At 66.5% G+C, this 24,662-nt stretch carries 23 protein-coding genes; 4 read left to right on the forward strand and 19 right to left on the reverse strand.

The genetic code is table 11. The features are described from left to right. Nucleotides 1-93 precede the first annotated feature (93 nt). The 3 genes from AC3ENX_RS10820 to AC3ENX_RS10830 all read left to right on the forward strand — a co-directional run bounded on the left by AC3ENX_RS10820 (nucleotide 94) and on the right by AC3ENX_RS10830 (nucleotide 1,210). A complete protein-coding gene (locus AC3ENX_RS10820; RefSeq protein ID WP_434811893.1) occupies nucleotides 94-642 on the forward strand; it encodes an SRPBCC family protein in 549 nt (182 codons plus the stop codon). 66 nt (nucleotides 643-708) lie between these two features. After that, nucleotides 709-894 (forward strand): TY-Chap2 family putative peptide chaperone, encoded by a 186-nt coding sequence (locus tag AC3ENX_RS10825; protein ID WP_434812008.1) that lies wholly within the window; start codon nucleotides 709-711, stop codon nucleotides 892-894. A 7-nt stretch (nucleotides 895-901) separates the two neighbouring features. Continuing rightward, nucleotides 902-1,210, forward strand: a complete 309-nt coding sequence (locus AC3ENX_RS10830; protein WP_434811894.1) for a hypothetical protein — start codon at nucleotides 902-904, stop codon at nucleotides 1,208-1,210. A 283-nt stretch (nucleotides 1,211-1,493) separates the two neighbouring features. Here AC3ENX_RS10830 and AC3ENX_RS10835 read toward each other — a convergent pair whose 3' ends face one another. From AC3ENX_RS10835 to merA, 13 genes are all read right to left on the reverse strand, one after another. Next, complete coding sequence (locus tag AC3ENX_RS10835; RefSeq protein WP_434811895.1) at nucleotides 1,494-3,023, reverse strand: multicopper oxidase family protein; 1,530 nt, start codon at nucleotides 3,021-3,023, stop codon at nucleotides 1,494-1,496. Continuing rightward, nucleotides 3,016-5,607 carry a heavy metal translocating P-type ATPase gene (locus AC3ENX_RS10840; protein WP_434811896.1) on the reverse strand — a complete coding sequence of 864 codons (2,592 nt, stop codon included), beginning with the start codon at nucleotides 5,605-5,607 and terminating at the stop codon, nucleotides 3,016-3,018. The genes AC3ENX_RS10835 and AC3ENX_RS10840 overlap by 8 nt, the downstream gene beginning before the upstream one ends. Continuing rightward, complete coding sequence (locus AC3ENX_RS10845) at nucleotides 5,604-8,057, reverse strand: phosphoketolase family protein (RefSeq protein ID WP_434811897.1); 2,454 nt, start codon at nucleotides 8,055-8,057, stop codon at nucleotides 5,604-5,606. Before AC3ENX_RS10845 ends, AC3ENX_RS10840 begins: the two co-directional genes overlap by 4 nt. A 58-nt stretch (nucleotides 8,058-8,115) precedes the next feature. Next, on the reverse strand, nucleotides 8,116-8,976 hold the full coding sequence (locus AC3ENX_RS10850) for a F510_1955 family glycosylhydrolase (RefSeq protein WP_434811898.1): 861 nt from the start codon (nucleotides 8,974-8,976) through the stop codon (nucleotides 8,116-8,118). A gap of 117 nt (nucleotides 8,977-9,093) precedes the next feature. After that, nucleotides 9,094-9,708, reverse strand: coding sequence for a DUF305 domain-containing protein (locus AC3ENX_RS10855; RefSeq protein ID WP_434811899.1), 615 nt, complete (start codon nucleotides 9,706-9,708; stop codon nucleotides 9,094-9,096). Nucleotides 9,709-9,808: 100 nt separating this feature from the next. Continuing rightward, complete coding sequence (locus tag AC3ENX_RS10860; RefSeq protein WP_434811900.1) at nucleotides 9,809-10,279, reverse strand: DUF6153 family protein; 471 nt, start codon at nucleotides 10,277-10,279, stop codon at nucleotides 9,809-9,811. Between the two features lie 51 nt (nucleotides 10,280-10,330). Continuing rightward, nucleotides 10,331-11,014 carry a YobI family P-loop NTPase gene (locus AC3ENX_RS10865; RefSeq protein WP_434811901.1) on the reverse strand — a complete coding sequence of 228 codons (684 nt, stop codon included), beginning with the start codon at nucleotides 11,012-11,014 and terminating at the stop codon, nucleotides 10,331-10,333. Between the two features lie 203 nt (nucleotides 11,015-11,217). Next, the gene (locus tag AC3ENX_RS10870) at nucleotides 11,218-11,817 is read right to left on the reverse strand and encodes a signal peptidase II (protein ID WP_434811902.1); all 600 of its coding nucleotides are present in this window, start codon (nucleotides 11,815-11,817) and stop codon (nucleotides 11,218-11,220) included. Beyond that, nucleotides 11,814-13,718, reverse strand: coding sequence for a heavy metal translocating P-type ATPase (locus AC3ENX_RS10875; RefSeq protein WP_434811903.1), 1,905 nt, complete (start codon nucleotides 13,716-13,718; stop codon nucleotides 11,814-11,816). The genes AC3ENX_RS10870 and AC3ENX_RS10875 overlap by 4 nt, the downstream gene beginning before the upstream one ends. Further along, nucleotides 13,715-14,074 carry a Cd(II)/Pb(II)-sensing metalloregulatory transcriptional regulator CmtR gene (cmtR, locus tag AC3ENX_RS10880; RefSeq protein ID WP_330170743.1) on the reverse strand — a complete coding sequence of 120 codons (360 nt, stop codon included), beginning with the start codon at nucleotides 14,072-14,074 and terminating at the stop codon, nucleotides 13,715-13,717. The genes AC3ENX_RS10875 and cmtR overlap by 4 nt, the downstream gene beginning before the upstream one ends. A 246-nt stretch (nucleotides 14,075-14,320) precedes the next feature. Then, the gene (locus AC3ENX_RS10885) at nucleotides 14,321-18,025 is read right to left on the reverse strand and encodes a YobI family P-loop NTPase (RefSeq protein WP_434811904.1); all 3,705 of its coding nucleotides are present in this window, start codon (nucleotides 18,023-18,025) and stop codon (nucleotides 14,321-14,323) included. 56 nt (nucleotides 18,026-18,081) lie between these two features. Next, nucleotides 18,082-18,486 carry an organomercurial lyase gene (merB, locus tag AC3ENX_RS10890; protein ID WP_434811905.1) on the reverse strand — a complete coding sequence of 135 codons (405 nt, stop codon included), beginning with the start codon at nucleotides 18,484-18,486 and terminating at the stop codon, nucleotides 18,082-18,084. 45 nt (nucleotides 18,487-18,531) lie between these two features. Then, on the reverse strand, nucleotides 18,532-19,956 hold the full coding sequence (merA, locus tag AC3ENX_RS10895) for a mercury(II) reductase (protein WP_005882720.1): 1,425 nt from the start codon (nucleotides 19,954-19,956) through the stop codon (nucleotides 18,532-18,534). 105 nt (nucleotides 19,957-20,061) lie between these two features. Between merA and AC3ENX_RS10900 the strand changes: the two genes are divergently transcribed. Further along, the gene (locus AC3ENX_RS10900) at nucleotides 20,062-20,451 is read left to right on the forward strand and encodes a heavy metal-responsive transcriptional regulator (RefSeq protein ID WP_040347802.1); all 390 of its coding nucleotides are present in this window, start codon (nucleotides 20,062-20,064) and stop codon (nucleotides 20,449-20,451) included. A 134-nt stretch (nucleotides 20,452-20,585) separates the two neighbouring features. Here the strand turns inward: AC3ENX_RS10900 and dnaB are convergent, their stop codons facing one another. From dnaB to rpsF, 6 genes are all read right to left on the reverse strand, one after another. Further along, nucleotides 20,586-21,956, reverse strand: coding sequence for a replicative DNA helicase (dnaB, locus tag AC3ENX_RS10905; RefSeq protein ID WP_434811906.1), 1,371 nt, complete (start codon nucleotides 21,954-21,956; stop codon nucleotides 20,586-20,588). A gap of 273 nt (nucleotides 21,957-22,229) precedes the next feature. Next, complete coding sequence (locus tag AC3ENX_RS10910) at nucleotides 22,230-22,670, reverse strand: family 1 glycosylhydrolase (RefSeq protein ID WP_434812009.1); 441 nt, start codon at nucleotides 22,668-22,670, stop codon at nucleotides 22,230-22,232. Between the two features lie 187 nt (nucleotides 22,671-22,857). Then, the gene (gene rplI, locus AC3ENX_RS10915) at nucleotides 22,858-23,310 is read right to left on the reverse strand and encodes a 50S ribosomal protein L9 (RefSeq protein ID WP_434811907.1); all 453 of its coding nucleotides are present in this window, start codon (nucleotides 23,308-23,310) and stop codon (nucleotides 22,858-22,860) included. A gap of 11 nt (nucleotides 23,311-23,321) precedes the next feature. After that, nucleotides 23,322-23,576 carry a 30S ribosomal protein S18 gene (rpsR, locus tag AC3ENX_RS10920; protein ID WP_005054609.1) on the reverse strand — a complete coding sequence of 85 codons (255 nt, stop codon included), beginning with the start codon at nucleotides 23,574-23,576 and terminating at the stop codon, nucleotides 23,322-23,324. A gap of 142 nt (nucleotides 23,577-23,718) precedes the next feature. Next, nucleotides 23,719-24,231, reverse strand: a complete 513-nt coding sequence (locus tag AC3ENX_RS10925) for a single-stranded DNA-binding protein (protein WP_434811908.1) — start codon at nucleotides 24,229-24,231, stop codon at nucleotides 23,719-23,721. 5 nt (nucleotides 24,232-24,236) lie between these two features. After that, complete coding sequence (rpsF, locus tag AC3ENX_RS10930; protein WP_434812010.1) at nucleotides 24,237-24,575, reverse strand: 30S ribosomal protein S6; 339 nt, start codon at nucleotides 24,573-24,575, stop codon at nucleotides 24,237-24,239. Nucleotides 24,576-24,662: the final 87 nt, after the last annotated feature.

Consider the following 24,662-nt stretch of genomic DNA (forward strand, 5'->3'; position numbering starts at 1 on the left):
GGGCGACGGCAACGGCAACGAACGAGCCGCTGTGGCTGATCGACACCTCGATCTCCGCGCCGCGGATAGAGTGTGCTTGCCAGGAGGCCCGACGTGACCACCGACAAACTGACCATCACCGAGCGCAAGATCGCAGCCCGCGCCTATGCCGGGCGAAGTCGCATTGGCGGGCTCGCTCTGCTGGATGCCCCGGCCGACGTCATCGAGGTGAAGGTCGAGTCGTGGCTGCCGCAACCCGCGGACGTCGTGATCGACTTCTGCCTGCAGCGCCAGAACTTCATCGCGATCATGCCGGAACCGATGCAGGTGCTGTGGTCCTCGACCGAGACGGGCGAACTCGGCGGCACTTATCACTTCAGGTGGTGGCTCAAACACGTCATCCCGATCGAGTGGGTTGCCTTCATCGACTCGCATGAGCCCGGGCGAGAGTTCAGCGACCAGCAGGTCCGGGGATTCTTCCGATACTTCCACCACACCCACACGGCGGTCGACGACGGAACCGGCAGCCGCTACACCGACACGCTGCGCTTCGCGGGGCCGTTCGGGCCGACCATCGACCGCGTGATCCTGCGCAGCCAATTGCTTGCAGTGTTCCGCAAGCGGCACGATCGCATGCGCCGAATGCTTTCGGTTCTCGCATGATCCGCGTGCAGCGAGTGACGTCGGCGGCGCTCGCGCGTCGCTGGGTCGCCCTCCCCGAGCGCCTGCATCGCAGCAGGCCCGGTTTCGTGCCGCTTCTGGGCGCTACTGCGTGGTAGCGCCCCGGTGGCGCTTGTCTCCGCCGAGGGGCGCTTCTCCTTCGATGATGGTTCCGTAGACCTGATGGATGAGTACATCAGGCACAACCGTCGAATGCCGGGGATGGTCGCGAACCTGCTCATGGATCGGCTGTAGCGCGCTCGTGTCCGCTGGAGACCGCTTCCGCGCTCTCCCCATCGCAAGCACGGCGCGAAGGAAGCCTTGGCGCATACGCCACCGGATTCCCGAAGAAGTTCCGGCGAAGGTCACCGAAGACCCTGCCTGCCAGATCGCCGCCGCGAACAATGACAAAGCCAACGCGAAGATCGCGATGGTCGATGCGCTCGGCCGCGTGATGCTCAGCCTGGTCCGTGACAAGACTCAGCTCTTCAAGGAGTACTCGGACAACGCTGACTTCAAGAAGTGGCTTGAGGATGCAGTGTTTCGGGCCACGTACAAGAAGACCGCCTGACTGACGCGAGAGGCCCGAGCTCTGGGACGCTGAACGCAGCCTCCCACCAGCGTCGCATCACTCCGAGGAGGTCCGAGTTCGAGAGCCGAAACGTCCATATGGACACGGTCAAGTTGGCGGAGAACTCGGGGATTCCACGCTAATTGGCAGCAGTTTCGTCAGCAGGATTCCGCGCGAAATGGCAGATCCCTACATAAGAGTAGGAAGTCCACTTAGACTTGACGTCCGCCGCCGTCCGATCGCCCGCGCGATCATCCTCCCGTGCTGGGGATGAACGCGCGGTTCATGACTGGTATCCGAGCACCGTGGTCATGCCGGTCTCGGCGTGGTAGATGTTGTGGCAGTGCGCGACCCACTGGCCGGGGTTGTCGGCGTCGAAGTCGACTGTCAGGGTCTGGCCCGGGAGGATGATGGAGGTGTCCTTCCGGGGGCCGCCGTTCGCGTGCTGGTAGGTGTGGCCGTGCAGGTGGAACGGATGCCACATCTCGGTGTCATTGCGGATCCGCAACTGCACCCGCTCCCCCATACTGATCGCGTGCGCGTCCCGCAACGGGTCGTTCATGTCGAACCGGCGCCCATTGATCCCCCAGTCGTACGCCTCCATCCCCCCGGTCAGCGCGAGGTGCACGACCCGGTCGGGGGATGCCTGGTGCAGGGTGACGGAGGCGGTCGCGCTCAGTCCGGCAGCGGTGCCGACCCTGCCGGTGCCGAGCTCGGCGACGGGGGCGTCGCTGGCCGGAGCCGTGCCAGCGGCGGTGCGAACGAGCGCGAACGCGCGATCCTGCTTGCCTTCCGCGTCGGCGACGACAGGGAACACCCCATCGTCCAGGGTGACCTGCAGGTCGTAGCGTTCGCCCATCCCGATCAGGACACTGTCGACCTCGACAGGATCCACCGGGAACCCGTCGGTGTGGGTGATCGTCAGGGTGTGGCCGCCGATCGCGAACCGGAACGCGGTGTCGCTGCCGGCGTTGATGACACGGATCCGCACCCGGGCACCAGGAGTGCCGGTGAATTGGGCGGGGTCGGCTTTGGGTTTGCCGTTGATGAGGTAGTGCGGGTAGTAGACGTCGCCGGCGTCGCCGCCGAGCAGGTCGGAGGTGGCGCCCATCAGCAGGTTCCCCATCCGCATGAACATGTCGCCCATCCCGCCCATGTCTCCCATGCCCTTCGAGAGGTCGGTGAGGACCTGGTCCGGGGTGGCGGTGACGCCGTCGAGCCAGTCGTCGAGGATCAGCACCCATTCGTCGTCCCACGTCACCTTCTCGTCCGGGTCGTCGATGATGAGCGCACCGTAGAGGCCGTGGTCCAGTTGCGGGCCGACGTGGGGGTGGAACCAGTAGGTGCCCGGATGCGGGGTGACGAACTCGTATGCGAACTGTCCGCCCGGGGCGATGGGGGCTTGGGTGACCGGAGGGACCCCATCCATGTCGTTGCGGAGGGCGAGTCCGTGCCAGTGCACGGAGGTGTCCGCGTCGAGCTGGTTGCGGACGGTCGCTTTCAGCGTGTCGCCTGCGGTGAGCCGGATTACCGGGGCCGGGATACCTCCGAACGCCCAGGTGGCGGCGGCGGTACCGGCCAGGTCGAGCGTGGTGGGGGCGGCGGTGAGGTCGACGGTGGTGACTCGGCCGGTGCCGCCGCGGTTCTTCTCCGTGCCGGACACCGCTGCGCCGGTGGGTGTCACCCATTGCGGCGCGGGGGTGCAGGAGGCGAGCACGGCTGCCGCGACGGCGCCCAGTCCGAGTCCGAGCACACCTCGTCGGGTCAGCAGCATCGGGGAGGACGGTGTGGGAGAGAGCGGACGGTCAGGCATGTTCGGGCTCCTTCTGCATGGTCGTCGCAGCGGGCGCCTGGGCGGGCAGGCGGAGCCGCTTGAGGAGGAGGGCGTTGACGGCGACGATCACGGAGGAACCGGACATCGACAGGGCGGCGATCTCCGGGGACAGCATGATCCCGAACGCCGGGTAGAACACGCCGGCGGCGATGGGGAGGGCGGCGGCGTTGTATCCGATGGCCCAGCCCAGGTTCTGCCGCATCTTTCGCAGTGTGCCCTTGCCGATCTTGAGTGCGATCGCAACATCGAGCGGGTCCGAGCGCATCAGCACCACGTCGGCGGTCTCGATGGCGACGTCGGTGCCGGCGCCGATCGCGATGCCGAGGTCGGCCTGGGCGAGGGCGGGGGCGTCGTTGACGCCGTCGCCGACCATCGCGACCTTCTTGCCCGTCTTCTGCAGCTCGGCGACCTTCGCGGACTTGTCCTCGGGGAGCACATCCGCGATCACGGTGTCGATGCCGAGGAGAGCGGCGATCCGGTCGGCGGTGGGCTTGTTGTCCCCGGTGAGCATCGCGACCTCGACGCCCTGCTCGTGGAGAGCGTCGATCGCGGTCTTTGCGGTGTCCCGGGGTGCGTCGGCGAGACCGATGATCCCGGCGACTTGCCCGTCCACGGCGAACAGGATCGCGGTGCGGCCGGACCCAGCCAGGTCCTGCTGAGCGGCCTGCACCCCGCTGATGTCGATCCCCTCCCCGGTGAGAAGGCGCGGGTTGCCGATGACGACCTGTCGACCGTCGACGGTGGCGATCGCGCCCTGTCCGGTGACGTTTCGGAACGCGGTTGCGGTGCGACGGGGGATGTCGCGGGCGTCGGCGTAATTCACGATCGCTTTCGCCAGAGGATGCTCGGATTCCCGCTCCAACGCGACCGCGAGGGAGAGGGTCTCGAGGTCGTCGCCGCCGACGGGGATGTAGTCGGTGACCTCCGGCTCCCCCTTGGTGAGGGTGCCGGTCTTGTCGAACACGACCGTGTCGATGCGGGCGGCGATTTCGATCCCGGATGCGTTCTTGAACAACACGCCCCGTTTCGCGCCGAGCCCGGTGCCGACCATGATCGCCGTCGGCGTCGCCAATCCGAGGGCGTCGGGGCAGGTGATGACGACGACGGTGATGGCGAACAGGATCGCCATCGGGATTGCAGCGCCGGCGAGCAGCCACACCAGGAAGGTGAGGGTGCCGCCGATCAGGGCGACCAGGACCAGCCAGAACGCTGCCCGGTCGGCGAGGCGCTGTCCGGGGGCTTTGGAGTTCTGCGCCTCCTGCACGAGCTTCACGATCTGGGCCAACGCCGTGTCCGACCCGACTTTGGTGGCTGTGACGCGGAGGGTGCCGACGGTGTTCACGGTCGCTCCGATCACCTCCGACCCGGGCGCTTTGTCCACCGGCATGGATTCGCCGGTAACCATCGACTCGTCCACCTCGGACTCTCCGGATTCCACGACACCGTCGGTGGGGATCTTCGCCCCCGGCCGCACCAGCATCAGATCCCCCGGGACGACCTCGCTGGTGGGGATCTCGACTTCCTGCCCGTCACGGATCACGACCGCCTGCGAGGGTGCGAGCTCCAGCAGGGTGCGGATGGCGTCGTTCGCGCCGCCGCGGGCGCGCATCTCCACCCAATGCCCCAGCAGCACGAAGGTGGCAAGCACCGTGGCGGCTTCGTAGAACACTTCACCGCCGCCGGTGAGGGTGACCGCGAGGGAGTACAGCCAGCCGGCGCCGACTCCGACCGCGACGAGCACCATCATGTCGAGGGTCTTCGCGCGCAGCGCCCGGTAGGCGCCGTCGAAGAAGATCCACGCGGAGTAGAAGATGACCGGCAGCGACAGGATCAGCATGAACACGTCATCGCGCAGCCCGAACGGTGCCGGCACTTCGAATCCGATCACCTCCCGCCCGATCGGAGACCACAGGGTGATCGGGATCGACAGGATCAGCGCGACCAGGAACCGGTTGCGCATGTCGCGGATCATCGCGTCCATCGACATCCCGCCGTGATGCCCACCGTGGCCCATCATCTCCTGCGCACTGTGACCCGACGCTGCACCATGATCGTGCCCACCCGCGGCCGCGGTGTGACCGGCGTGCTCACCGGCATCCGCCGTCGCCGACGGGGCGTGCGTGTGGTCGTGGCCAGCGGCGTGATCGTGGACGGGGTCGTCGTGATGGCCTGCGTGACCCTCATGGCCCGCGTGGCTGGCGTGACCCGTGGCATCCGTGTGGCCCTCGTGCGCGTCGTGACTCGCGTGCGGTTCTTGTGCGCCGTCGGCTGAGGGGCCGGCGTGGTCGTGGGCGCCGTGGTCGTGTGAGTCGCCGGTGGGAGGGCAGATGTGGTCGGGGACGGACTGGCCGGCGCAGTGGTACCCGCAGTCGATGACCCATTGCTGGAGGTGGGCGACCGAGGTGGTCTCGGGGTCGTAGGTGACGGTCGCGGTCTGCGAGACCGGGTTCGCGTCCACGGCGATCACCCCGGGTTGTCGGCCCAGGTGGGCTTCGGTGACGTTCTTGGAGGTCGCGCGGATCATGCCGCTGACCTGCAGGGTCACGGTTCTGGTGTCACTCATTTCGGTTCCTTCCCGATGGCGGGGTCGGTGGTGTCGGGGTGGGGCCAGTGCCAGTCGGCGACGGCGGGGATGTCGGTGCCGTGCTCACGGGTGTGGGCGCGGGCATGCAGGCGGGCGTCCTGCAGCTCCTGCCGCAGCTCCGCGTGGCGGGCGGCGAGGCCCGGGACGTGGTCGAGGACGTCGATCGCCAGCCGGTACCGGTCGAGGTCGTTGAGCATGACCATGTCGAACGGGGTCGTGGTGGTGCCGCGCTCCTGGAAGCCGTGCACGTGCAGGTTCTGGTGCCCGGCGCGGTTGTAGGTGAGCCGGTGGATGAGCCACGGGTAGCCGTGGTAGGCGAAGATCACCGGCTTGTTGGGGGTGAAGATCGCATCGAACTCCCGGTCCGGCAGCCCGTGCGGGTGCTGATCCTCCGACTGCAGCCGGGTCAGGTCGACCACGTTCACCACCCGCACTCTCAGGTCGGGGACGTGCTCGCGCAGCAGCGCCGCGGCGGCGAGGGTCTCGAGGGTGGGGACGTCGCCGGCGGCGGCGAGCACCACATCCGGCTCCGTGCCCTCGGTTTCCGTGCCCGCCCACGGCAGGATGCCCAGCCCGCGGGTGCAGTGCTCGATCGCCTCGTCCATCGTCAGCCACTGCGGGGCGGGCTGCTTCCCGGCGACGACGACGTTGATGTACCCGGCCGAGCGCAGGCAGTGGTCGTAGGTGGACAGCAGCGTGTTCGCGTCGAACGGCAGGTAGACGCGGACGATGTCGGGGCTCTTGTTCAGGGCGAGGTCGATGAACCCGGGGTCCTGGTGAGAGAACCCGTTGTGGTCCTGCCGCCAGACGTGGCTGGAGAGCAGGTAGTTGAAGCTCGGGATCGGGTCCCGCCACGACACCTCCCGGGCCGCTTCGAGCCATTTGGCGTGCTGGTTGAACATCGAGTCGACGATGTGGGTGAACGCCTCGTAGCAGTTGAACAGCCCATGCCGGCCGGTCAGGACGTAGCCCTCGAGCCAGCCCTGGCACTGGTGCTCGCTGAGCACCTCCATCACCCGCCCAGTCGGGGCCAGGTGCTCGTCGACGGGCTCCACGGCCGCGTTCCACTGCTTGCCCGTCGCCGAGTAGACGGGTGGGGCGAGTCGGTTGGAGGCGGTCTCGTCCGGGCCGAAGATGCGGAAGTTGTCCGGATTGTCCCGGATCACCCCCGCCAGCCAATCCCCCAACGTCCGGGTCGCTTCGCCGGTCGACGCCCCGCGCGCGGCGGGGTCGACGGGGTGGGCGTGCTCGCGGAAGTCCGGGAGCCGCAGCGGGATCGTGAGTTGTCCGCCGTTGCCGGCCGGGTTCGCGCTCATCCGCCGATCCCCGTCCGGGGCGATCGCGACCGTGGTCGGGCGCGGGGCGCCGATCACGTCGAACAGCCCGTGCGGACGGTAGGACGCCAGCCAGTCCTCGAGGATCCGCAGGTGCTCCGGATTGTCGCGGACCTCGGCGAGCGGCACCTGATGGGCCCGCCAGGTGCCCTCCACCGGCAGACCGTCGATGATCTTCGGGCAGGTCCACCCCTTCGGGCTGCGCAGCACGATCGCCGGCCACGCCGGCCGCCCCTCCAACGTCCCCGCCGCCGCGGCGGCCTTGATGTCCGCGATCTCATCCAGTACCGCATCCAGCACTGCCGCGAAGGCCGCGTGGGACTCACGCGGGGTTTCCCCATCGAAGCCGACCGTGACGACGTGGGGGTCGTGGCCGTAGCCGCGCAGCAGCGCGACCAGCTCTTCCTCGGGGATGCGGGACAGCACGGTCGGGTTGGCGATCTTGTACCCGTTCAGATGCAGGATCGGCAGCACCACCCCGTCGTGGGCGGGGTTGAGGAACTTGTTGCCGTGCCACGCGGTCGCCAACGGCCCGGTCTCTGCCTCCCCGTCACCGATCACGCAGGCGACCAGCAGGTCGGGGTTGTCGAACGCCGCCCCGTAGGCGTGCACCAGGGAGTAGCCGAGCTCGCCGCCCTCGTTGATCGACCCCGGCGTCTCCGGGGACGCGTGCGAGGGGATCCCGCCGGGGAAGGAGAACTGCCGGAACAACGCCCGCAGCCCCTCTTCGGTGCGGTCGATGCCCGGGTAGCGTTCGGTGTAGGTGCCGTCCAGGTAGGCGTTGGCGACCATGCCGGGTCCGCCGTGCCCGGGCCCGGTCACGTACAGGGCGTTCAGGTCGCGATCGCGGATGGCACGGTTCAGGTGGGCGTAGAGGAAGTTCAGGCCCGGGGTGGTGCCCCAATGGCCCAGCAGCCGCGGCTTGATATCGTCCCGGCTGAGGCGGTGGCGCAGCAGCGGGTTACCCTGCAGGTAGATCTGGCCGATGCTCAGATAGTTCGCCGCCCGCCACCACGCATCCACCGCCGCCAACTGCTCGACGGTGGCATCAGTGGTGCGGTGCGCCCACGCGGGGGGTGCCGGTGTGGGGGTCATGGTCGGTCTCCTTCCGATCCGCGGCCGCTCGGGTCGCGCCAGGTGCGAATGACGGGGGTCATGGTGTTGCCGCCGGGATGAGAACGGTGGCGGTGGTGTCGCGGATCCAGACCACGCCGCGGTCATCGACCAGGACGATCGCACCGTCCCCGGTGACCCCGAGGGCTTGGACGGTTCCCGTGGTGGTGCCGACGTTCTCCCAGCCGGTGCCGACTAGGCGTCGCAACGTCCCGTCGGTGTCCACTCCGACCACCCCACCGGTTGGGTCGGTCTCCACCAGGTACAGCACTGGCGCGTCCGGCGCCGGGGTGAAGGTGGCGCCACCGTCGGTGCTGTGCTGCAGCCCGTCCTGGGTGGCGGCGTACAGGGTGCCGTCGGTCGCGGCGGCCAGGTCGACGGCGGGCAGCTCGGCACCGTCCGCCCAACTCTGCCCGCCGTCGCTGCTGGTGCGCAGCAGTGGGCGGGAGGATCCGATCCCGTACAGGGTGCCGTCGCCGGTGACGGTGAGGACGTGGAAGTCCTCTTCCCCGGTGAACGCGACCGGTTCCCACGAGGCGCCAGCGTCGAGGCTGCGGATGATGCCGAGGTTGGGGGCGCCGAGCTCCGCCGGGGTGGACGGGCCGGGGTGCCCGGACGCGTAGAGGTTGTCACCGGTAGCGGTCAGTCCCATCGCGTCCAGGTCGATGCCACCGACCGGGCCGGTGACGGTGCCGTCCTCGCCCAGCGTGTACAGGCCGGTGTGGGTGCCCAGCAGCACGGTGCCGTCACCGGCGTCGACGATGCCGTGCACATGCCCGAACCCGGCCGCGGTGCTCGCGGGGGCATCGGGCTCCGCAGGGGTGGTGCTGCAGCCCGTGAGCAGCAGCGCGACGGTGACGGTGGCCGTGATCGCCAGTCTGCGGGTGGTGGGAGAGATCATGAACGGAGAGCCTTTCCGTGCGGGTACGCCGGATACCGGTGACCGCACAGGGGTCGAGGGTGGGGCCTCGGACGGGACCGGCATCGGGAGCGCGGGTCCCGTCCGAGGGGTACCGGGTCAGAGGCTGGCGAGGATGTCCTGCATCGTGGTGATCTCGGCGGTCTGCCCGTCGATGATCTGCTGCGCGAGGGCGGCCACGTCCGTGTTCTGCCCGTCGGTGAGCACCGACTGCGCCATCGTCACGGCGCCCTGATGGTGAGCGATCATGCCGTTCAGGAACAGGCGGGTCGCCTCGACCCCGGTCGCGGCATCCAAAGCGGCCATGTCGTCCTCCGACATCATCCCGCCGCCCATGTCCATGCCCTCCATCCCGGACATGGAGTCGTCGTACGGAACGCCCCACTCCTGAAGCCAGCCCTTCATGGTCTGGATCTCCGGGTCCTGTGCGGCCTTGATCTGCTCGGCGAGGGAGACGACCCGCTCGTCGATGCCGTCTTTCGCGAGGATCTGATCGGCCATCTCGATGGCCTGCTGGTGGTGCGGGATCATCATCGTCACGAACATCTCGTCCGCGGCGTTGAACGCGGCGGCGGACTGGGACGGGGCGGTGCTGGTCATCCCCCCGGAGCCGTGGTCCATGCCGGGCATGGTGCCGTCGGTGGGGGCGCAGCCAGCGAGCACGAGCACGGTGGCCAGGGCGCCAGCGGTCAGCGTGAAAGTACGAAAACGCATCAGGGGTGTCCTTGTCTATTCAGTCGGTGAGGGTCTGATTCAGTGCCCGGGAGGGCAGAGCGCAGCATCCCCGGCAAGGGTCGCCGGGGTTCAGGCGGAATCAGGTGCGACTGATGGACAGGACAAGCAGTGAAGGCGGGCGGGGATGCGGCAATCCGGCCAGCAGAGTCCGGGTATGGGAGCGCGAGCGGGCTACGGCGTATGTGAGAAGGGCACGGAACGTCGGGGCGAGCAGGACGATCACCGCGGCCAGCAGCGCCAGCACACACACCATCATCAGCAACGAATGATCCGGCATCCCCGCAGGGCTGCCGCACCCGTCCTGGCAATGCCCCCCAGCGCCCTCCGCCGCAGCTGCGGTCATCGGCGTATCGTCGGCGGCGGCTGGTGCGGAGCCGACCTGGCTGTGCGTGCTCATCGCGCTGGTCTCTGATGCCAGGGCGGGCTGGTGGGAACCGGTCAGGACGTGCATGGACAGCAGCCCGGTGATGATCGCCAGGGCGATCGGAGCGGCCAGCAGGAGCCGTCGCACCCCGGGGGTCAGACGCGCGTGCGAGCGAATCACGTTCACGACCGACCTCCTTCCCGTCCAGGGTAGCGGTGCCCTGCCTCCGCGACACGGTCAGAACACCACGCACGGGAGCGGGTACTCGTCGAAGTAGCTCCCATCGGCGTCTCCGGTCAGGCTGACCGACGTTGCCGCGGTGCCGAGCTTGTCGATTCGCATCCGGTTCGACAACAACACTTGCGCCGCGAATGTGCCAGTAGCGGCGAGCAGCCCGATCACAGTCAGGATCGTCGGACGCTGCCACCACTCCGCATCCGCCCCCAGTTGGAGTGGAGCGCCCCAGCCAGTCACCCAGAACACTGCGGTCACCAACACGCCGGCGAGTACCGAAGTCACAAGAGCGCGGCGCATGGGCAACCGGCTGATCCGCCGGAACCGAGACCCCGGCACCGAGATCGGACGCTCGCGGTACAGCGGCTGCTTGACGATCTCCTTCTGAATGTAGTTCGCCAGCGCATTGCTCTGTCGATCGAACGGCTGCACCCCGACATCGCTCAGCGATGATAGTGAGATCTCGACGACCCTCGACGCCAGACGCTCACGCACCCCCGCAAGGACGCTGCTCTTGCCGCTCCCGTACCCACCCGTCAGCGCGATGTTCCAGACCCGCTTGCGGCGCTCATCGTCCTCCAAGAGCGACACGAGCTCGTCGCTGTACACCTTGTGCTGCTCGGGTACATGCACCGGAACGAGCGGCACCAACCCCAGACCAGTCCCGTCCCCAACGACGTCTGCCATTCCTCTACCCCAGATCAATACACACGATCCGTCCACGAGACCTGGCCCAATGGCCAACTGTGGGCCATCTTGCGGTAGACAATGCCATCTCCACGTGGAACCTACAAACACTGTAGGAACCGCTCAGAGATGTCCATCTGCGCAGCGAAAGGACGCGGGAGTGACAAGCGAGATGTCCTCGAAAGCCAGCCGCGAACATGCTGCTAGATGTCTTCGGGAGTCGATCTGTGCTCGTCGGGCGGATGACTCCACCTTTTGCCTTTCGGCGGCGAGATGTAGAGCAAAATGCCGAGAGCGATGCCGACACCGAGGATGACGTCGGCGAGGTTGCCGATGAACAGGTTGCCGTAGGCGAGGAAGTCGGTGACGTGGCCTCGGCCGAATCCGGGTGGGGCGAGCAGGCGGTCTAGGAGGTTGCCGACTGCGCCTCCCCACAGCAGGCCGATCGCGACCGCCCACCCGGCGGTGCGGGCGCGTGTTGCGGCGATGAGCAGAGCCACGGATGCCGCGGCTGCGATGATGGTGAGCAGCCAGGTTGAGCCGGATCCGAGGGACATGACGGCGCCGGGGTTGAACGCGAGCTGCAAGCCGAGCCAGTCTCCCAGGAGTGGGATGCGGGCTTGTTCGCTGAGCTGCGCGAGGGCGAGTGCTTTGGTTCCCTGGTCGATCAGCACCGCCCCGACAGCGACGGCGCACGCGATCAGGAATAGACGCGGTCGGACGCGCGCGCCAAGAGGGCCGGCGGAACTCACTTCCACGGCATCCGCCCTTCCCTGCGCGAGGCCGTGAACGGGACCGGTCATGCCTTCGTGCGCCGCGCCGCGCGGAGCCCGTTGAGGATAACGATGACCTCCGCGACTTCGTGCACCAGCACCACGGCGGCGAGGCCCAGAATGCCGGTGATCGCGAGCGGTAGCAGGACCGCGATGATCGCGATGGACAGGACGACGTTCTGGTTGATGATGCTGCGGCCGCGGCGGGCGTGAGCGAGGGCCTGCGGGATGAGGCGCAGGTCGTGGCCGGTGAACGCGACGTCGGCGGACTCGATCGCGGCATCTGCGCCCTTGGCTCCCATCGCGATCCCCAGGTCGGCGGCTGCGAGAGCGGGGGCGTCGTTGATGCCGTCCCCGATCATCGCGGTGGGCTGCGACTTCGACAGTTCCGCGACGGCGGTGGCCTTGTCCTCGGGGCGCAGTTCGGCGCGCACGTCGCTGATGCCGGCCTGTGCGGCGAGGGCCGCGGCGGTGCGGGCGTTGTCGCCGGTGAGCATCGTCACGCCGATCCCGCGCCGGTTCAGTATGGCGATGACCTCGGGGACTTCGGGGCGCAGCTCGTCCCGCACTCCGATCGCTCCGGCGGGCTGGTCGTTGCGGTGGACGATGACGACGGTCATCCCCTCGGACTCCATCGCCTCCACGTCGCCGACCAGCGTGCCGGCGTCCAGCCAGCGTGGACTCCCTACGGCGAGACGAGCACCGTCGAGGGTGCCGGCGATGCCGTGGCCGGCGGTCTCGCTGACGTCTGCAGCGGCCGGAGCGTTGGGAACCGCGGTGGTGATCGCTGCGGCGAGGGGATGCGTGCTGTGACCTTCCAGGCTCGCCGCCCACGCCAGCACGTCAGCCTCGGTCACGCCGGTGGTGACGACGCGGGTCACGGTGGGCTCGTTGCGAGTCAGGGTGCCGGTCTTGTCGACGGCGAGGTGGCGGATGCCACCGAACCGCTCGAACGCGGCACCGGACTTCACAACCACACCGAACTTCGACGCAGCCCCGATGGCGGATACGACAGTGACCGGGACGGCGATCGCCAGAGCACACGGCGACGCTGCGACCAGCACGACCAGGGCGCGGGTGATCCACAGCTCGGGGTCGCCGCTCAGCAGCGACCCGAGCACGCCGACCAGCACGGCGAGGATCATCACGCCGGGCACGAGGGGTCGGGCGATGCGGTCGGCCAGGCGGGCGCGGTCGCCCTTCTCGGCCTGCGCCTGCTCGACCAGTTCCACAATCGTGGTGAGCGAGTTGTCGGTGCCAGCGGCGGTGGCCTCGACCTCGAGGACGCCGGTGGTGTTGATCGACCCGGCCGACACGTCGGTGCCGGGTTCGACCTCGACCGGGATCGACTCGCCTGTGATCGCGGACGTGTCCAGGCTGCTCCGCCCGGCGCGCACGATACCGTCTGTCGCGATCCGTTCACCCGGCCGGACCACGAGCACGTCACCGACGCGCAGCTCCTTCGCCTCTACCTCGGCTGTGGCGTCGCCGCGCTTGACGAGCGCGGTGTCGGGCACGAGTTTCAACAGTGCCCGCAACCCCGCGCGGGCGCGGTCCATCGCCTTGTCTTCCAGCGCCTCTGCGATCGAGTACAGGAACGCCAGCGCGGCGGCCTCCTCGACGTAGCCGAGGATCACCGCGCCGGTGGCGCTGATCGTCATGAGCAGGCCGATGCCGAGCTTGCCCTTGGTGAACAGCTTGCGCAGCGCGCCCGGCACGAACGTGTACGCGCCCAGCAGCAGACCGATCCAGAACAACACCAGGCCCGCGGTCTCCGCGCCGGTCCACTCGCACACCAGGCCGGCGGCGAACGCGACGCCGGAGGCGATCGGGATCAGAACGCTCGGGCTCCGATACCAGGACCGGTCATCGTCATCATCGTCGTCGTCGAGGTCGACGTGCTCGACTTGCGAACCCGTGACCGCGCTCACGCCCGCACCTCCCCCGCCACGCAACCTTCGACCCCGCAGTTCGGGTCCATGCACGGCACGCTCTCGTCGACCGCGAGTGTCACATCCACCAGCGCCGTCAGGGCGCGGGCAAGGTGCGGGTCTGCGACCTCGTAGCGGGTCTGCCGGCCCTCGGGCTCGGCCACCACGATCCCGCACCCGCGCAGACACGTCAGATGGTTCGACACATTCGAGCGGGACAACCCCAACTCGCGAGACAGCACCGCCGGGTAACTCGGGCCGGCCAAGAGAGTCAGGAGAATGCGAGAGCGGGTCGGGTCGGCCATAGCTCGACCGAGCCGGTTCATCACATCAAGTTGATCAGCAATAGTCAGCACACGATGACTATACATCAACTGCTGTACTCCGTCGGGCGCTTGCTTCTTCGTACTTTGACCCGCGATTCTCCCGAGAAATGTCCGGATGGACATCGCGTGGACATTTCATCCGCCAAATGGACAACTCAGAAAAATCCCTACAACACCTTGTCGGGCACTTCACTAGTTTGTCCGGACACGGCGGCTTCGAGGGCATTCCGCCAGCAGTTTGTCCGGAGTTTCCGCCAGCTAGATTTGTCCGCGGGATCACATCCGGTTACGGACACCCTTCCCGGCTCCCCATCCGCGGCTGAATATCTCGACGCGACCGGCCCCCTCAAGACGCTCCAGGAGGGTCTTGGCTGACGAAACGGGCGGAAGGTCGAACTCCACCCCCGGACCGCTTGTTAGCGCGTTGTATGGCGCCCCGAGGAATGCCATCGTCTCGATCAATTGATCAGGGCTGAGATCTCGATCTCGAACCAAATGCGGGAGCACGGCGCTGGCGTCCATGGTGACTCTCGCGATACGGCTGACCTGCTCGCGCGGAATCCTGATCCACTTTTCCGCGGCGTAGACGCCCACGGCCCGGAGCGGCTCGACCTCGTCATCCGGGACGAACGCAGTGACTTCCTCCGCAACCCTGTTGCGGAGGACCTCCGGGACGCCAGCGCTGCGAACCAGCTCTGCGACATACCCCGACACGAGCGCTGGCGTGAGGAACGTCTCGACGTTCTCCGATACGGCGAATGCGGCTGCGACGGAGGCCCAGCCGCCGCTGGAGAAGTGCTCGAACGTCGACGCCTCGTCAGGAACGAGTCCGGCTTCTAGCGCCCTCGCCAAGAGATCGTCGCCGGCTGGCGCCAGGGCAGCCGCGTCAACCCCGTTACGTAGGTCGAGCTGGATCGCAAGACCTACCCGAACAGATGCCGGGAGAAGTGCGCCGGCATTGAGGACAAGCACGGCGAGAGCGCGCCGGTCGTCTTCGTCAACCTCATCAACACCCTGCAGCGGAATGGCCTCTCCGTCGTCGACGAGAAACTGAACGAGGTCGTGATCGATGCCGTGCGCCGAGGCGTACTCATTCACATTGGCGACAGCGGGCATAACACGACGCTCCGCAACAAGAAGGGGCCAGGCGTCAAGTGGGACATCAGTGATATCGGCAAGCGCTGCTGTCTGCGAGCTCGACGCGATGACTCTTGCGAGTTGCTCATCGCTCCACGTGCCGTGCTGTTCCGAGATGACGGCTTGAAGGACAGCCTCGGCAGTCACGGTCTCTGCGTCAGGCTGAGATGCGAAGAGCGTGCCTAGGTATACGTCAATGTTCTCCTTGACGTAATGCCAGACCGCTTCGTGCTTGCGCGCCTCGTCAATTGTGGGGGTGGTCGTGATCTCCAGGGCAAGCTGCAGGTTCGGCGTCGAGATCTGATACATCTCCCCAGCAACGACGCGCGTTCGCAACGGTGCGCCGAGGACACCCAGATCCTCGACGAGGATGTTGGCGGACTGGAGGAATCCGTAGATCGTCGCCGTCCTCTCCGGAGACTGGGGATCACGAACGCCACCAAGATTCGCGTACTCACTGGAGAGTAGTGAGAGAGCTTCACCGTCGACATCATAGGCATCGGCCGTCTTGCTGCTTAGCAGCGCCGCGTCGAGGAGGCGGATCCGGGTGTCTTCGTCGGGCATGCCAGAGTGAGTGGCGATGTACTGAAAGAGGTCTCTCCATGGATGCTCGGCGAGCAGCGCGACAAGCTTCTCGCGTGGCGTCGTCGGCGAATTGATGAACGCGTCGAGGAAGGTCTGAGCGTCCTTGCTGAAATCGGCGACGACAAACTCAACCACTTCTTTGGCCGCCGCCAAGTCGTTGCCCAGGAGGTACGAGACCACTTCCAGGTTGAGCGCACTGGCGGAACTTGTGAAGTCTGCCGGTACTTGTTCGAGCAGGTTCGCCACCGCATTCTCGGTCTTGAATGAGTAGTCGACGTACATCTGGTTCGGCTGGACGCTGTGGTTGTAGAAGAAGGCGACGTCCACGCCGATGAAGCTCCCGTAGAACCGAGCTGAGTACTCCGCGTAATTCCGGGTCAGGAATCCGCGACGCACGAGGTCCCGTGCGAGCTCGGAATCGAGCGTGCTCGTGATCGTGTCCTTGAACGGTGTCTTGCCCGAAGCGATGTTCTCGTAGTGAGCGAGGTCCTTGAAATCCGCACCGCGTAGGGATGCAATGTCCTCGTCGTATCGCCGCACCTGACGGGTGAGTTCTGCGGGACTCGAGTCGCGCCAAACGTCGCTGTCCATGCTGTCGGGGAACAAGGACGTGAGTTGTGCGGCATCGATGATCACGGCATTGTTCTCGTAGTTCGGCCGGGCGGGTGTCAGCGTCAGCGTGCCTGCTTCTGAGACGTGCCGCCAGAACGTCGGGGAAGTCACCTCATCGAACGCGCGGGTTTGCCCTTGGACGTAGATTCCCGCATAGCCGTATGAGGTACGAGCCGACACCAGGTCCTTGACGAGTAACAGGCGTGCTCCGAGAGTCGCCGCCGTTTCGTCTTGGACGCGTCGCTTCTCTTCCGTCCGGATCAGTTCGCGACGCTTCTTCTGTAGCTCCTCGATGGTGGCCCGAACGAGCCCTCGATGGCTGTTCTCAAGCGCGTCAAGAGCACTCGCCCGCTGGGGGATTGCTTCGAAGTCCGCGAGGTGGAAGTTCTTGTAGGCGACCAGTGCGAACAGGTCGTCCGGGGTCATGCCTGGTGCGCGATTCTCAGTCCAGTAGAGCTGCTCGGCGAACACCGCGAACTCGTTGCAGATGTTGATCAGCAACCTCATGTCAGTGGTGTGGCGCGCGACGAGATCCAAGAGCGGCCGGGTCACGAGATCCTTCGGAAGGCCGAGCTTCGTGAGCGCTCCTGCAAGGAGGTCTCGAGCGTTGCGATGGGAGATGAATGGCACGACGGGAACCACCAGTTCAAAGAACTTCGTCCTGTTCGCACGTTCCACGGCCGCGGCGGCCAAATCAATCTTGCGTTCCCGGTCAGTCGTCGGTTTCGACGGTTCGTCGTCCGATCCCGGATCCTTCTCGTCGAGATCCGTGCCGATCTTCTCAAACAAGCTGTCCTTGATCGCGTAGATATACCGAAGCGGATGATCCTTGCCGATCCAGTGAGAAGAGGCGTTGATCAACGTGTTGAGTTCACGGAGAGAGTCGAAGATCTGCGGATCGTCGAAGCGATCGAGGTCTTCAAAGATCACGTACTTCGGTTCAACAGCGTCGAAAAAGGCGACGATCTCGTCGAGATAGCCGTCGAAGTACGTGGTCGGCTTATCGCCGAGGGTGATCGTCGTCCCCGCTGTCGTGACCTGTGAAACGACGCGGTCCCCGATGACCAGCCGCACCACCCACACGACCGCAACGACGAGAGCGACGAATATCCCGCCCAAGAGGAGTGTCAAGAACGGGTTGCTGGTGCCCCCGAACCAACTGTCACCCGGACGGAGACCTATCAGCCAGAGCAGTAGCAGCCCTCCAGCTGTGATCCCGACCGCTTCGAAGAACGCACGCCAGCGGGTGAGCGGTCTGCTTCGCACGAACCGCGAACGGCGGAGCTTCCCCGGCTCGGCACGATAGACGAGCTGTTTGACAAGCTCTTTCTGAATCCGGTTGGTGAGGTCCTCGTCGTCCTCGTCGGGTCCGAGAGTATTGATGCTGATTCGGAGAGTATCGGCCTTGTGTGCGCGTTCGAACTGATCGAGCACGCTGGACTTTCCGGAACCGTATCGACCTGTGAGTGCGATGTTGCGATTCCTGGGGTCCTTCATCGCATCCTCAAGATGCCGCAGATAGCCCGCGTGGTGTGGTTCCTCATACTCGGGAGCAAGAGAGCGGAGGACAACCGTCGGCGCCGGCTGCTCCGACGGCTGAGATTCAACGTCGGTCGCTATCCGATCAGCTTCGTTCTCTGCAGGCACAGTGCCAGTATGGTCGGACCCTCGGACGAAGCCTGTGTTGCCGTGCGCACACGGACCTAGACCGCGCGGGGCACGATGGTGACCCGGATCGGCTCGCCGCTGGTCGGGGAGACCGACTCCACGCTCGCCGCGCGCTCGAGCAGGGTCGGAAAGATCAGGGTGTCCAGGGCGCACCAGGTGTAGAGCTCCTCACCGGCCACGGTGAACCGGTGAGGGGTGGGGCGCAGGGTGAGGCCCTGGCCGATGATGCGGCCCTGGTCGTCGTACTCGGTGTCCGGCACCGCGGCCAGACCCGTGCGTACGTCGTCGACCGGACGGCCGGCGGCCGCGGCGAACTGCTCGACGGTGACCGGGCCGCCCTCGACGATCAGCCGCAGCAGCGGGATCAATAGGACGGCGTCAAGGCCGGTCTCTTCGGTGTTGTTGAGTCGTTCGGGCAGTTGCGTCGTGAGCTCCGACATGGCGGTACCTTCTTCATGAGTCGGGTGGAGGCTGTCGGCTGCGGGTCACGCGCAGCAGGACAGCTTGGAGATGTCGGTGGTGAAGGCCTTGGCGGCGATCCGGATGCCTTCGGTCATGGTCAGGTAGGGCGCCCATGCGTCGGCGACCTCGGTGACGGTCTTGCCGAGAATGTGGACACCGGCGGCGGCGAGCTCGCCGGCGTCTTTGGCGACGGCGGTGAGGCCGAGGATCTCGCCGGTCTCAGCGTTGGCGACGATCTTGATGAAGCCGCGGGTGTCGCGGTTGACCAGCGCCCGGGGCACGTAGTCCAGCGGCAGGACGCGGCAGTCGCAGCGGATCCCGGCAGCGAGCACCTGGGCCTCGGTCATCCCGACCGCGCCGATCGCCGGACTGGTGAAGGTCACCCGCGGCAGCCGGCTGTGGTCCACCGACCGCTCAGCGCCAGCGAACGTGTTCTCAGCGACCATGTTGCCGTGGTGGGCGGCGACGTAGACGAACTCGGGGTGCCCGGTCACGTCGCCGGCTGCCCAGATCCGGGGGTTGGAGGACTGCAGTTGGTCGGTGACCACGATCTCGCCCGTGTCGCCGGTCTTCACCTCCACCGCATCGAGGTTCAGCCCATCGGTGACCGGTCGGCGGCCGAGGGCGACGAGGACCTGTTCGGCGTGGAATTCCTGCTCGCCGCCGGAGATGTCAGCGGTGACAACAACCTGGCCCCTGACGTCGTCACGGGCAACGTGGGTCGGGACCGCACGGCGGACCACGCGGATGCCCTCGTCGGCGAAGACCTCCTGCAGCGCCTTGGATACCTCCGGCTCCTCCTTCGACGCCAGCCGGGAACGAACCAGCAGGGTGACCTTCGACCCGAGCCGGGCGAACAGTTGGGCCTGCTCCAAGGCGACGTAGCCGCCGCCGAGCACCAGCAGCGAGTCGGGAACCTTGGTCAACTCCATCGCCGTGGTCGAGGTCAGGTAGCCGGCCTCCTCAAGACCGTCGATCGGTGGGGCCCATGCGCTGGCGCCGGTGGCGACCAGGTAGTGATCAGCGTCGATCGTCTCGACCGCACCGTCAGTCGCGGTGACCTCAAGAACGGGCGCTTCTGGCGTGCCGGCGAACGCAGCGTCGCCGTGGCGGATCTGCCAGCCGTAGGCGTCGGCGACGTCGACGTACTTCTCACCCCGAAGTTCCTCGACGAGGTCCTGCTTGCTGCTGATCAGCGCGGGCATGTCCACGTCGTCCGCTGTGGTGGCGATCCCCGGGAAACGGTTGCCCGCCTCGGCAGCGGTCTGGCGGGCCTCAGCGGCGGCGATGAGCGCCTTCGACGGCACGCAGCCGGTGTTCACGCACGTGCCGCCGAAAGTGCCGCGCTCGATCATCACCACCGACTTGCCGAGCGTGGTCGCGCGGATGGCGGCGGCGAACGCGGCGCCACCCGATCCGATGATCGCAAGGTCGTACCTGGACTGCATCCCGATTCCTCCCCTGAGTCTTGAGAATTGCTCTTGATGCAGCCACAATGGACCTTCCAGTACGGGGGAAGGTCAAGTGCGACCTGTGACACATCGGAGACCCAGATGAGGATCGGCGAACTCGCCGAGGCGGCCGGCACCACCGCCAAGACCCTGCGGTTCTACGAGGAGCAGGGCCTGCTTCCCGCGGCCGAGCGCACCGCGTCGGGATACCGCGACTACGATCCGGAAGCAGCGACTCGGATCGACTTCATCCACCGCGGCCAGGCTGCCGGACTTACCCTCGCGCAGATCAAACAGATCCTCGACATCCGCGATGGAGGCGAGATTCCCTGCGGCCACGTCCGGGACCTCCTAGACGTTCGTCTGAAGGACATTGAGCGCCAGATCTCGGATCTCGTCTCCCTCCGCGACAACGTTGCCGCCCTCCGCGACGCAGCCGCAGAACCCGAACCCGAGACCTGCAACGCCGACGAGGTCTGCAGGTACCTGTAGCCAATCCGAGATGACGCGCGCAGAGGCGGAGCCTCCTGCCGCGACCTTCCTACGTGACCACAACGTTATGGCCAGCAACAACTAGCCGACATCTCGATCTGGAATCCGACATCTTCACGTGGAACCTACAATACCTACCCGAAGTCCTGCGCCATGTCCGTGAAGCGGGAGAAGTGGCCCTGGAAGGCGACCGTGATCGTGTCGGTGGGGCCGTTTCGGTGCTTGGCGACGATCAGGTCGGCCTCGCCTGCACGGGGGCTTTCCTTGTCGTAGGCGGCTTCGCGGTGCAGCAGGATGACCATGTCGGCGTCCTGCTCGATCGAGCCCGATTCACGCAGGTCGCTGATGGCGGGCTTCTTGTCTTGCCGCTGCTCGGGGCCACGGTTCAGCTGTGACAGCGCGATCACCGGCACCTGCAGTTCTTTCGCGAGCAGCTTGAGGGCACGCGAGAACTCCGAGACTTCTTGCTGGCGCGACTCGACGCGCTTGCCCGAGGTCATCAGCTGCAGATAGTCGATGACGACCATCCGCAACCCCACGCGCTGCTTGAGTTTTCGGCACTTCGCGCGAATCTCGACGAGCGTCATGTTGGGGCTGTCATCGATGTAGAGCGGTGCGTCGTTGATCTTTCCGCGGGTCGCGGCGATCGTCGTCCAGTCGCGCGAGTCGAGCGACCCCTTGCGCATGCTCTGCAGCGGCACGGCACCCTCGGCGCTCATCAGACGCATCGCGATCTCGCTGCGCCCCATCTCGAGCGAGAAGAAAATCGTCGGCTGCTTGTGTTTGATGGCCGCCGCGCGGGCGAAATCCAGAGCCAGCGTTGACTTGCCCATCGCCGGCCGCGCCGCGACGACGATCATCTGACCGCCGTGCAGACCGTTGGTGAGCTGGTCGAGCCCGGCGAAGCCGGTTGGGATGCCGGTCATCTGCCCATCGCGGCCGCGTGCAGCCTCGATCTCTTCGACGGCGGTGTCGACGGCGACCTGCAGCGGGACGTAGTCCTCGGTCTGCTCGGCACCGGTCACGCCGTAGATCTCGGCCTGCGCGTTGTTGACGAGGTCGAGCGCCTCACCCTGTCCGCTGTAGCCCATCTGCACGATGCGGGTGCCGGCCTCGACGAGCCGGCGCAGCAGGGCGCGCTCGTTGACGATCGACGCGTAGTAGCCGGCGTTGGCCGCCGTCGGCACGATCGAGGTGAGCGAGTGCAGGTAGTCGGCACCGCCGGCACGCTGCAGTTCGCCGTTCTTGATGAGTTCGTCGGTGACGGCGACGACGTCGGTGGGCTCGCCGTGCGAGTAGAGGGAGAGGATCGCCTCGAAGATCAGCTCGTGCTTGGGCACGTAGAAGTCGGTGCCGCGCAGCGACTCGATGACATCGGCGACCGCGTCGCCCGACAGCAGCATGCCGCCCAGCGCAGACTGCTCGGCCAGCAGGTCGTGCGGCGGAGTGCGCTCATGCTCGCGGGGTCCCCCGAGCCGGTCTTCTCCGATGTCCGCAATCGACATTGCGCGCCTCACCCCACTCTGACTCGCATCCCGGGTTTTCGAGCCGGAGTACACGGTAAGGAGGGGGTGCGACAGCCGCAAACCACCCTGTGGATAACTGTGTGGAGAATCTGCACGAAACGCCGGAACGCCTGTGTACAACTCCTGTGGAAAACGCCCGAGTCTACAAGGATTGGAGAAATCTATAGTCAGCTTGACCTGGGATTCTTTCGTTCACAGGCTGTGGATGACGAATGTGATTGAAGTGTGTGTTGAAGGTTCGCGGTGTGTGTATCAACTGGGGAGAACTTCGACTTTGTCAAGTCCAGTTCCCTGGGCCTCACGCACCGCGGCGTACAGCGCGGCCCCGAGCACCGAAACGACGAGCCATGCGGTCGTGAAGAGCGTGAACCAGCGGGCGGCAACCCTTCCCTGGCCGCCGGTCGCGTGGTCGACGTGCACGAGCCCGAGGCGCTGCGTGTACCCCTCGGCCCACTCGAAGTTGTCGACCAGCGACCATGCCGTGTATCCGGCAACGTCGACGCCTGCCGCTCGAGCCCGCGCCACCGCTGCTATATGCCCGTGCAGGTATGCGATTCGGTCGGTGTCGTGGAGTGGCCCGTCGACGGTGTCTGGTTCGGGGAACGCCGGGTCGGCGAACATGCGGTTGTGCAGCAGGTCGTACATGCCGGCCGCGATCGTGTCGGGCTCACCGTCTGACGCCGGACGCCACACCGCCAACCGCGGAGCATCCACCCGCCGTCACCGTGAGCGGCGCGCCGGAACGACAGATGCCCCGGACCGTGGAGGTCCGGGGCATCTGATCTCGATACACCGCCTGCGGCGGCACTCGATCATCGGAGTGAGGAGCGCCTGCTCGGCACTCGATCACCGGAGTGAGGAGTGCCTGGGCGGCATCCGATTACTTGGCGGCGACCACCTGGAGGGTGATCACGGCGGTCACGTCGTCGCGCAGGCGGACGACGGCCTCGTGGTCACCGACCGACTTGATGGGCGACGGGAAGGTGATCTTGCGCTTGTCGAGCTCACCGATGCCGGCAGCCTTGACCGCGTCGACGACGTCAGCGGTCTTGACCGAGCCGAACAGGCGGCCTTCCTTGCCCGCGGTCACCTCGAGGCGAACCTTATCGCCCTCGAGCTTGTCCTTGAGCGCCACAGCGTCTTCGTGGTCGTGGATCGCGCGTGCCTCGCGGGCGGCGCGGATCGACGCCACCTGCTTCTCGCCACCGCGGGTCCAGGCCACAGCGAAGCCCTGGGGGATGAGGTAGTTGCGGGCGTACCCGTTCTTGACCTCGATGACGTCACCGGCGCTTCCGAGCCCGGCGACCTCGTTCGTGAGAATCAGCTTTGCCATGTCGGTGCTCCTCAGCGGCCAGCGCCGGCGTAAGGCAGGAGCGCCATTTCGCGGGCGTTCTTGATCGCCTTGGCGATCAGACGCTGCTCCTGCACCGAGACACCGGTGATACGACGGGCACGGATCTTGCCGCGCTCCGAGATGAACTTGCGAAGGGTGGCGACATCCTTGTAGTCGATGACGCCGACGCGGATCGCCTTCGCGGGGGCAGCGTTCTTCGCGCCCTTCCGCGGCTTGCGGCGATCGCCGGTAGCCTTTCCAGCCATTGTTTGTCCTTAGTACGAAGTTGTGGATGCCGGTCGTGCCGGCTTCCTGTGATCTTGGGTTTCGATACGCCGCCTTCGGCGGCTACTCAACCTTGCGTCGCGGTCGCATCAACGCCGCTGCGCGGCATTGACCCGCCCCGACTCAAAAGGGCGTGTCGTCGCCGTAGCTGGCGCCGGGGGCGCTCCACGCGTCGGGTGCTGCCGAACCGGGGGTCGACCACGGCTCGTCCTGCTGACCCTGCTGCGGGCGCGCGGCCTGCTGGCCTCCGCCGAAGTTGCCGCCACCGCCGGAAGCGGCGCGCGTCACCTGGGCGGTGGCGTAGCGCAGCGAAGGACCGATCTCATCGACCTCGAGCTCGATGGCCGTGCGGTTGTTGCCGTCACGGTCCTGGTAGGAGCGCTGCTTCAGGCGGCCGGTCGCGATGACCCGCATGCCCTTCGTCATCGAACCTGCCACGTGCTCTGCGAACTCCCGCCAGACCGACGCGCGGAGGAACAGCGCTTCGCCGTCCTTCCACTCGTTCGCCTGACGGTCGAAATTGCGGGGCGTCGATGCGATCGTGAAGTTCGCGACCGGCAGTCCGTTCTGCGTGTACCGCAGCTCGGGGTCGGCCGTGAGGTTCCCCACGACGGTGATGATCGTCTCGCCGGCCATCGCGATTACGCCTTCGCGGCCTTGCGGGCGGCCTTGGCCTCAGCGCGCTCCTTCTCGGCGGCGACCTGAGCGATCGCCTCCTCGGCACGGAGGACCTTGGTACGCATGATCTGCTCGTTCAGCTTGAGCTGACGGTCGAGCTCGTGCGTGGCCTCGCTCGTGGCGGTGAAATTGACGACGGCGTAGATGCCCTCATTCTTCTTCTGGATCTCGTACGCGAGACGGCGCTTGCCCCACACGTCGACGTTCTCGATCGAGCCACCATCTGCGGTGATGACCTTCAGAAAACCGTCGAGCTTGGGAGCGACCTGGCGCTCGTCGACCTCGGGGTCAAGGATGACCATGAGTTCGTACTGGTGCGTGTGCGTCACTAACCCACCTCCTTCGGACTTGAACGGCTGCCGGGCGTTTCCCGACAGCAGGAGGGTTGA

This window comes from Microbacterium sp. bgisy189 (assembly GCF_057707225.1).